Source organism: Variovorax sp. P4_D9 (assembly GCF_056401695.1).
The window spans coordinates 1-8,714 of the sequence record NZ_JBFUIU010000375.1; the positions used below are offsets into that span (position 1 = coordinate 1).

Here is an 8,714-nt window from a genome sequence, read left to right on the forward strand (position 1 = left end):
GGATGTTGCGATGGAGCAGGATTCGGCTTGCGGGCGTGATGTAGCCGGTCACCAGGATGTTGGGATCGTCGAATTGCCAGGCAAAGAGGGCCCGTAGCGCCATGCTGCCGATGGCGACACCGTCGCGTCCGCTGTAGGTCGAATAGACGTTCTCGTCGCCCTTGGGGTAGTCGAATTCGGGGACGCTACCATTGACGATCACGTACCCCTTACCGCCTTCGCCGAAATACAGGCGCGGCTCTTGGACGATCGGGCCACCGTTGGAGACAGGCGGAATATCCTTCAGGTAAAGGGTAGGCAAGCCTTCAGCGGATTTTTCCGTGACCGGCGACATCACGATGCCATTGCCGTGTGTGAACAGGAGATGCAGGTTCACCCAGGTCTGGGCATTTGCCGGAAGCAAGGACGGCTCTAGTTCCCGCGCCGAAAGCATCACCTGCTGATAACCGGCGTTGAGCCGGTAGCGGTCGATGTCCGTCGCGAGGAATTTGTAATAGGTCCTGATCTCCTGCAACTGCGCATAGGTATCCCGCAACGGCTGCAGATCCCACAGGCGGATGTTGTCGATGGTCGGGCGATTGGCCTGGAGCGTGGCGAGAGTCAGGTTCTGCTCGGCCCGGAACGGCTTTACCGCGATCTGCGTCAGACCATAGGCGTCCCGCGTCAGCGCAATATTGTGGGCGATATAGGGCGTCTCCAACTGCAGCTCGTTCGGTTTGACATAGAAGCGCTGGAAGAGCGCCGGGTAGATCAGGGCGAGCACGAATGCGCTGCCGAACACGATCAGCGCCGAGGCCGCCGGAATTCGCAAGCCCCGCGAGCGCATATTGGCCCACGACGCGACCGCCGCGGCAGCGGCAAGTCCGATAAGCGGCCACAGGACCGGCAGCCCGACGTGGACATCGGTATAACTGGCGCCCACCACGACGCCGTTGTCACCGTAGAGCAGCAGGAAGCGGTCGAGCCAGTAAGTCCAGGCCTGCAGCAGGAAAAGCAAGCCGAGCAGCGCCGAACCGTGGGTGGCGGCCGCTGGCGAAAGCGCGCGCGGCGGCTGGATGCACGTGATGTCGCCGCGCATCCCATATACCACGGCGGCGATGGCTGCGCTGCAGACCAGCAGCAGTAGCAGCCAGTTCCGGAGCGCGAKATAGGCCGGCAGCGAGAAGAGGTAGAAGCCGATGTCCTTGCCAAAGATCGGATCGGTCTTGCCGAATGGCACCTGCTCGACGTAGCGAAGCGCGATGTCCCAGCCCGCGACTTCGCCGACGGCGATGAACAAGCCCAGCAGGACGGCGACACCGGCGATGGCTGCGCGCCAGAGAACATGCGGCGCGACTTCCCCGACCAGTTCGCTCAACACCCCCGGCGTGCCCGGCGGAAATGCCGGCCCCACCTTCCAGGTGCCGGACTGGCTCGCATAGCGGTGCGCCAGCCATCCCGACACCCATATCGCGCCCGCCGAAATAGCGAAGACGGCGACGAACAGAAGCACCCGGGTGACAAAGATCGTCAAGAAAACGCCGACATAGCCGACCGAGGAAAACCACAGCCAGTCAATCAGCACGCCGGTGATGCGGCCGACGACGAATAGAGCCACGATGACGGCCGCGACCCTGACCGAAATGCCTCTCAGGCGCGTGCCGGATCTAGCTGGCGATCGCATCGACATGCTCCTTTGCAGGACCGTCATCCACGGCCTGCTTTGGCCGGACCACGCTGCACTGCCGATCTGCCTGAAACCTGGCCGAACGGGTTGCCGGGGCAGCCGCGATGGCCGCCCCGCGGCAGCGCAAAGTTTACCGTTGAATCCGCCCCGGATAGATAATTGTAGGTGGGGAATCAACAGGCAGCACGCTCGCCGCCGTACGATCCTTCGGGACTGTCCGTTGGCCAGGGCAGCCGCCAATCCTGCTTGGTGCCCGGGCAGCGCGTTGGACACATTTCCGACTCTGCGGGTTCGTGACGTGCTAGCCGCCTTGGGCGGCTCGGCCACGCTGGATCAGATCTACGACCAGGTCGAACCCCGCCGGCCGACTGCCAAAAGACATTGGCACGCGAAGGTTCGCCACGTTGTCCAACACCCGGCGCGGTCCGCCGCGTCGGTGCAGGGCGCCCCTTCCCCGTGCGCATGAAGAGCTCGTCGCCGACAAGCTCGCGCAGCCTCCGAAGCGCATGGCTAACCGCTGATTGCGTGAGATTGAGGCGCTTGCCCGCCAGTAGCAGATTGCGCTCCTCGTAGACGGCCTCGAACACTTTAAACAGGTTCAGGTCCGTGCGACCAATGCTCATGGTCTCGTTCCAGCACTTGAATTGCATGCATTGTGTAATTGCAAAGACATCAGTTCCATTCAATTCATGGTTCGCCCATGATCACGTCCAGCCATTTAGGAAACGAGACCATGACGACCGAAACCCTCATCAAAGATCGAGAAGCGCTGATCGAGCGCTGCATCCCCTTCCTTGAGGAAGTGAGGGACATGACCGCCAGCACTGCGGTCGAACGCTGGCTGAATCAGAAGTACGGGTCTGGCAGCGAGCTCTACCAGACCCTGGGTAGCTTGGTAAAGAAGGGCGTTGAGGACGGCTGGGCAGCGAACGTCGAGATCGACGGCCCAACGTATCGCCGTAGCCGCATTGCGGAGCCGTCTGAGTACACGCTCCACTTCAGCATCACAGCTGTGTACATGGATAGCACCGGGAATAGCCAAGGCCACGCTGACCATCGATTTCGCGGGCAATACCACGGTCATCCCTATGGCGAGTTCAACATGGTCGTTCCGCTAAACGCCGGCGCCGCCCTGAACGGACCGAATGGCTGGTGCTTCAGTGGTTGGACCGCCCCGTCGCCGGGCAGTCACCACTATCCGGAAGCGAAGGGTGGCGCCGTGATAGCGCTGTTCTTCCTACCCTCCGGGCGGATCTCCTACCACGACACGCCGCAGGAGTGATCCATGGTCCAAACAGCAACTGAATGGTCCCAGGAGACCATCGCGAAATGCGTCTCCACCGTTGTGCGCTCCCGCCGAGCGGTTCGCGCCTTCAAACCGGATCCGCTGCGCCGGGAACTCGTGGAAGAGATCCTGGAGGAGGCAGCGACCGCCCCGAGCGGCGCCAACGTCCAGCCCTGGCGGGTGTATGTGGTCAGCGGCGCGATCAAGGATGAATTGGCCGACGCCCTGGTCGCTGTTTCTCGCGCCGGAACCGCACCAGCGCCCGCGCACTTCCCCGAGCCGTTGCCGGACGTGTTCCGCGCGAGACTGACTGACTTCGGGGCGCGTTACTACGCTTCGCTCGGGATCGAACGCAACGACACCCCGGCGCGCATGCGCCAGACCGAGCGGAACTTCTCATTCTTCGGCGCGCCGGTGGGTCTCATCTTCAGCATCGACCGCAGATTGAAGCCGCACAGCTGGATCGACCTCGGCCTTTTCGCGCAGAACGTGATGATCGCCGCGAAGGCGCGTGGCATCGACACATGCCCGCAGGTTTCCTTCGCGCCGTTCCATGACCTGATCGCGGCGCACCTGCACATGCCGCCGGAAGAAGTGACCGCCTTCGGCATGTCCATGGGATACGGCGACCCGGAGGCCCAGGTGAATCAAACAAGGATGCCACGGGAACGCGTGCCTGACTTCGCGCGGCTCCTCGGTTTTCCGGCCTGACCCTCCCGTCGATCAAATCAACAGACGATGAAGGCACTTCGGCCCCGAGCACGCATGCCGGCGGATCGCCGGCAAAAGCGCCAGTTGAACTCCCCAAGACTGTCGCACCGTCAACTCTCTAACAAGGAAGAACGCTCATGAACACCTCATGGCTTGCTACCGCCGCTGTCGCGGCAGGCGCCATCGGCGCACTCGCGCCCATCCCCGCCACCGCACATGAGTCGGCGGAGAGGGTCACCCCAGCATTCCAGCAAGCGATCCCCAATATTCCCGGCAAGTCGCTGGTCGCCGTCGTCGTCGACTACCCACCCGCGGGCGCATCGCCTGCTCATGTGCACGCGAAGTCTGCTTTCATCTACGGATACGTGGTCTCGGGTGCAATCGAATCCCAGGTGAACGATGGTCCCAAGCAGATTTTGAGCGCAGGGGAAAGCTTCTACGAGCCCCCCGGCGCAAGACATCCTGTCAGCCGGAACGCGAGCAAGACCCGGCCCGCGAAGCTCCTGGCTGTGTTCGTGGTGGACACCGGCGAGACGGCGCTCACAGCCCCCACTCAATGATTTGATTTTCGGAACTATGACCATGAGCAAGCGTATCGACTACAACCAAATCGCCCCGGCCGGCGTCAAAGCACTTGGCAACGTGTACGGGTACGTCACGCAGAGCAGCCTTTCCCCCATTCTGGTCGATCTGGTGTACTTGCGTGTTTCGCAGATCAACAGCTGCGCCTACTGCCTAGACATGCACACGCGTGACCTGCTGAAGAAGGGGCAGGCAATCGAAAAGCTCGCACTGCTGCAAGCATGGAGGGAGGCGGGCACTCTCTTCGACGAGCGTGAGCGCGCCGCGCTGGCTTGGGCGGAATCGGTGACACGCGTGGCAGAGACTGGCGTCCCCGACGGCGACTATGAAGCAGCTCGTACCGTCCTCGACGAGCGCGAACTGGTGGACCTCACCATTGCCATCGGGCTGATGAATGCCTACAACCGCATGGCAATCAGCTTCCGCAACACCCCTCAAGCGCTCCTCGCCAAGTAAAGATGGGCCGCACGGCTCGGAGTCGCACAAGCGGCCTGATGCGGGTGCAGTGGCGGACCGGCGGCGCATCGAATGCACGCAGTCCATCAGGGCCGTTCTCCAGCGACAAGACGAACTCACTGGTTTTTCAGCATTGCGTCGTCGCCGATCCGCCAACGGGCCGGTTAGCCAGTTGGCATCGAGTTGCACTGCTTTCACTTACTTCTACGGATGCATCGCAACATGGCAAAAGTTCTTGTCCTCTATCACAGCTTCTACGGGCATATCGAAGCTATGGCGGAAGCGGTCGCGCACGGTGCGCGCAGCGTTCCCGGCGCCACGGTGAATGTGAAGCGGGTCCCTGAAACGGTACCCGCTGACGTGTTCCTAAGGGCGAATGGGAAGGGGGATCAAGCTGCCCCCATCGCAATGCCGAACGAACTCGCCAACTATGACGCGATACTCTTCGGCGCACCGACGCGTTTCGGAAATGTCAGTTCCCAGATGCGCACCTTCATCGATCAGACCGGCCCACTCTGGATGCTGGGCAGCCTCGTCGGAAAGGTTGGATCCGTTTTCACCGCCTCAGCGACGCAGCATGGAGGGCAGGAAAGCACAATCCTGACTTTTCTGCCAACGTTGTTGCACCACGGGATGCTCATCACGGGCCTGCCCTACGCCGAAAAGCGGCAAATGGGACTGGACGAAATCAAGGGCGGAAGCCCGTATGACGCAGCGACGATCGCCGGTGGACAGGGTGAACGGATGCCAAGCGAGCAGGAACTCGGCATGGCGCAGTTCCAGGGCAGACACGTAGCCGAGATCGCGACAAAGCTTTCGGCTGACCCGACGATAAGTGACTCATGGCGCCGACGCAGGCCGGCGCCATGACCAAGTAGTTAACAGTTGAAGAAAGCCATTATGCTTAAGGAAATATCAGGGGTGCGTATCCCGGACAGCAAACTCGCGCGCGAAGTGACCCAGCTCATTCGTGATACCGAGAGCGATTTGCTCTTCCACCACTCGGTCCGAGTCTATTGCTGGGGAGTCTTGACGGGAAACCGTGTGGGATTGAAATTCGACCCCGAACTGCTTTATGCGGCTTCCATGTTCCACGACATCGGCCTCACCGGACGCTATGAAAACAGCCAGCTACGCTTTGAAGTGGATGGCGCGAATGCCGCTCGTGATTTTCTTCAGGGGCGCGGCATCTCCGAAAGCGATATCGAGACGGTTTGGAACGCCATCGCTCTCCACACAACGCCTGGCATACCGCAATTTATGCGTCCCGAGATCGCGCTGGTGCAGGCGGGGGCCGGCATGGATGTAGCTGGCCGCGGGTACGACCAATTTACCGACGCGCAGCGCGAGGCTGTTATCGCCGCGTTTCCCCGAGAAAGCGACTTTAAGCGTGGAATCATTGACGCCTTCTATCAGGGTATGAAGCACCGCCCCGACAGCACCTTCGGAACCTTTAACGATGACGTTCTGGCGTTCAAGGATCCTCAGTTTCGGCGCATTGATATGTGCAGCGTCATCCTTGCTTCAAGCTGGAATAGCCGAAATGTCGCAACAGGTTGTTCATCCACCCATGACCACGTGGGAAGCTGCGGTCACCACGCCAATGCAACTCCGGACGGGACAAAGGATGAACGGTCATAGCAAGCGCGATTGACGCGCGTAGGTCACACCCTTCCGGTCAGCAGGTGTGCCGGACGGTAGCCGCGGCAAATGACTGGCTCGCTTCAAGGCCGAAGGCCGATCTCCGCCAGCATGCAGCCTGCCGGTATCCGAGCCCCCTCTGTATGCCAGACAGCGACTGCCCAGACCGGAAGCTGCTGCGATTCCATCCAACAGCTCCGTCCTTCCCAGTGAGGCAAGTTCCGATGCCGCCGCCCGCCGGGGGCGCCGCGCTACCCCTGCTGCCGCAGGCGGCCGATCTGACGCACCCAACGCTCTTGCGCGACGCACGGTGACTGGCTGTTTGAGCACAAGATGGACGCCCCCAGGCGCTCGTCCCTCGCTCCGGCGAACTCGTGAAGTTGGTGAGCCGCAACCGCATGCCGCTCGCGCCGGGTCTGCTGTCGCCGCTGCGCTCGACTCCCTACCGCGCGAAGCGGTGCTCGACGCGGAGTTCCGGGTGGCAGGCGAGCACGGGTATCCCGAGTGGGGTCGACTGCAGCGCCGTGCATCGATGAGCCGGGGCGTGCTGATCGGCCTCGCGATGATCGAGGACCGGGCGACCCCTCTGCGTGTTCAACATGCTCTGGATTGACGGCCGGGACGTGCGCCCTCGGCCCCTCGGGGAGCGCAAGCGCCCGGTGGCGCAGCCCTTGCCAGAACACAGGAGCGAGTTCACCTGGTCACGCATCTCGACGCCCACGGTGCGTGTCAAGGTGGTTGTCGCTTCGCTGTTGCGCGAGGCCGGAGCCTCGCACCCATGGTCGTCCCCATCAGCCCGTGCTGCACAGCGCGGCAAGGTGCTGATTCCTCGGATCCTGGCTGGGCGAGCAGTGACTGCCGCAGGCATCGGACGCAGTGCGCGTCCTAAGGATCCTGAATCATCCTTTGCTGCTGGTCGCGGTCGGCCTCGCCAAGCAGGTCTCGGAGCAGAGGGCTTCGACGGTAACGCTCCTGCAGTGTCCATATTTCTTCAAGCGCCCGGTGTGGCTTGCCGAGATCCAGCAACCTTCTCACATGCGTGATCGCCGCGCAGTCCGCAGCCTGGTCCACCTTGAGAGCCCTGGATGAAGGTGCCGTTGAGCAGCGCCGCGCCGGGCGCACGCACCGAAAGTACGACCACCCCAATCTGGCGGCGTTCGCCGCACATTGAGCAAGCGCGGGTGCGCTGGCGATGTAGCCAGCACGGGCGACGAGATGTGCCGGAACTGGCTGAGATCGTGCCGATGAGCCTGGCTCTGGGCGACTGGATCGACTCGGGCCACAGCGTTCTGATCACCGTGCCGACCGGCGCCGCTAAATCGTGGCTAGCAGTTCACGCAAGCCACGCCGGAACCGGAAGATTCTTCTCGCGCAGGAAGGCCGGGTTGTACAGCTTCGACTGGTAGCGTGTGCCGGCGTCGGCCAGGATCGTCACGATCGTGTGGCCCGGCCCGAGCTCACGTGCCAGGCGGATGGCTCCGACCACGTTGATGCCGCTGGAACCACCCAGGCACAGGCCTTCCTCTCGCAGCAGGTCGAACAGCACCGGCAACGCCTCCTGGTCTTCGATCTGATAGGCGTCGTCGATCGAGGCGCCTTCCAGGTTGCCCGTGATGCGGCTCTGGCCGATGCCTTCGGTGATCGAGCTGCCGGTGCTGCGCAATTCGCCGTGCTTGATGTAGTTGTACATCGCGGCGCCCATCGGATCGGCGGCGGCGATCACGACACCCGGCTTGCGTTCCTTCAGGTACTGGCCGACGCCGGCCAGCGTGCCGCCTGTGCCGATCGAGCAGATGAAGCCGTCGATCCGGCCGTCCGTCTGCTGCCAGATCTCAGGGCCGGTCGAGCGGACGTGGCCATCCCGGTTGGACAGGTTGTCCCACTGGTTCGCATATAGCACGCCATGGGGCTCGCTGTGCGCGAGCTCTGCCGCGAGGCGCTCGGCCACGTGCACGTAGTTGTTCGGATCGCTGTAAGGCGCCGCGGGCACCTCGCGCAGCTCGGCGCCGTACAGGCGAAGCGCGTCCTTCTTCTCCTGACTCTGCGTCTGTGGGATCACGATCACCGTGCGGTAGCCGCGGGCGTTGCCCACCAGCGCAAGGCCGATGCCGGTATTGCCGGCCGTGCCCTCGACGATCACGCCTCCCGGCTGCAGGTCGCCGCGCGCTTCGGCATCGAGCACGATATAGAGCGCTGCGCGATCCTTGACCGATCCGCCGGGATTCATGAACTCGGCCTTGCCGAGAATCGCGCAGCCGGTCAGTTCGGAGGCCTTGCGCAACCTGATGAGCGGTGTATGGCCCACCGCCTGGATGAAGCTTTCACGCACGTCCATGATGAAGGGGGATAATCTGCGCGTCCGGGCGTTCCAGG

Annotated in this window: 10 protein-coding genes; 7 read left to right on the top strand and 3 right to left on the bottom strand. The window is 62.7% G+C overall.

Translation table 11 applies throughout. From position 1 onward, the window contains the following. Nucleotides 1-1,663: UPF0182 family protein (locus AC1DY5_RS31530; RefSeq protein ID WP_478117880.1), on the bottom strand; the 1,663-nt coding region annotated here is incomplete at its 3' end. 176 nt (nucleotides 1,664-1,839) lie between these two features. Next, nucleotides 1,840-2,316 carry a helix-turn-helix domain-containing protein gene (locus AC1DY5_RS31535; RefSeq protein WP_478117868.1) on the bottom strand — a complete coding sequence of 159 codons (477 nt, stop codon included), beginning with the start codon at nucleotides 2,314-2,316 and terminating at the stop codon, nucleotides 1,840-1,842. A gap of 83 nt (nucleotides 2,317-2,399) precedes the next feature. On the opposite strand from AC1DY5_RS31535, the gene AC1DY5_RS31540 reads away from it, so the two are divergent. The 7 genes from AC1DY5_RS31540 (at nucleotide 2,400) to AC1DY5_RS31570 (ending at nucleotide 6,954) form a co-directional block, all read left to right on the top strand. Next, on the top strand, nucleotides 2,400-2,948 hold the full coding sequence (locus AC1DY5_RS31540) for a 4-hydroxylaminobenzoate lyase (RefSeq protein WP_478117882.1): 549 nt from the start codon (nucleotides 2,400-2,402) through the stop codon (nucleotides 2,946-2,948). A gap of 3 nt (nucleotides 2,949-2,951) precedes the next feature. Continuing rightward, nucleotides 2,952-3,662 (top strand): nitroreductase, encoded by a 711-nt coding sequence (locus AC1DY5_RS31545; protein ID WP_478117870.1) that lies wholly within the window; start codon nucleotides 2,952-2,954, stop codon nucleotides 3,660-3,662. Between the two features lie 137 nt (nucleotides 3,663-3,799). Continuing rightward, on the top strand, nucleotides 3,800-4,222 hold the full coding sequence (locus AC1DY5_RS31550; RefSeq protein ID WP_478117872.1) for a cupin domain-containing protein: 423 nt from the start codon (nucleotides 3,800-3,802) through the stop codon (nucleotides 4,220-4,222). A 22-nt stretch (nucleotides 4,223-4,244) separates the two neighbouring features. Next, the gene (locus AC1DY5_RS31555) at nucleotides 4,245-4,700 is read left to right on the top strand and encodes a carboxymuconolactone decarboxylase family protein (RefSeq protein ID WP_478117874.1); all 456 of its coding nucleotides are present in this window, start codon (nucleotides 4,245-4,247) and stop codon (nucleotides 4,698-4,700) included. Between the two features lie 222 nt (nucleotides 4,701-4,922). After that, entirely contained in the window at nucleotides 4,923-5,570 is a 648-nt protein-coding gene (wrbA, locus tag AC1DY5_RS31560) for an NAD(P)H:quinone oxidoreductase (protein ID WP_478117876.1), read from the top strand. 30 nt (nucleotides 5,571-5,600) lie between these two features. Continuing rightward, nucleotides 5,601-6,341, top strand: coding sequence for an HD domain-containing protein (locus AC1DY5_RS31565; RefSeq protein ID WP_478117884.1), 741 nt, complete (start codon nucleotides 5,601-5,603; stop codon nucleotides 6,339-6,341). Nucleotides 6,342-6,798: 457 nt separating this feature from the next. Beyond that, the gene (locus tag AC1DY5_RS31570) at nucleotides 6,799-6,954 is read left to right on the top strand and encodes a hypothetical protein (RefSeq protein ID WP_478117878.1); all 156 of its coding nucleotides are present in this window, start codon (nucleotides 6,799-6,801) and stop codon (nucleotides 6,952-6,954) included. Nucleotides 6,955-7,674: 720 nt separating this feature from the next. Here the strand turns inward: AC1DY5_RS31570 and AC1DY5_RS31575 are convergent. Beyond that, the gene (locus tag AC1DY5_RS31575) at nucleotides 7,675-8,676 is read right to left on the bottom strand and encodes a cysteine synthase A (RefSeq protein WP_478117885.1); all 1,002 of its coding nucleotides are present in this window, start codon (nucleotides 8,674-8,676) and stop codon (nucleotides 7,675-7,677) included. Nucleotides 8,677-8,714 lie beyond the last annotated feature (38 nt).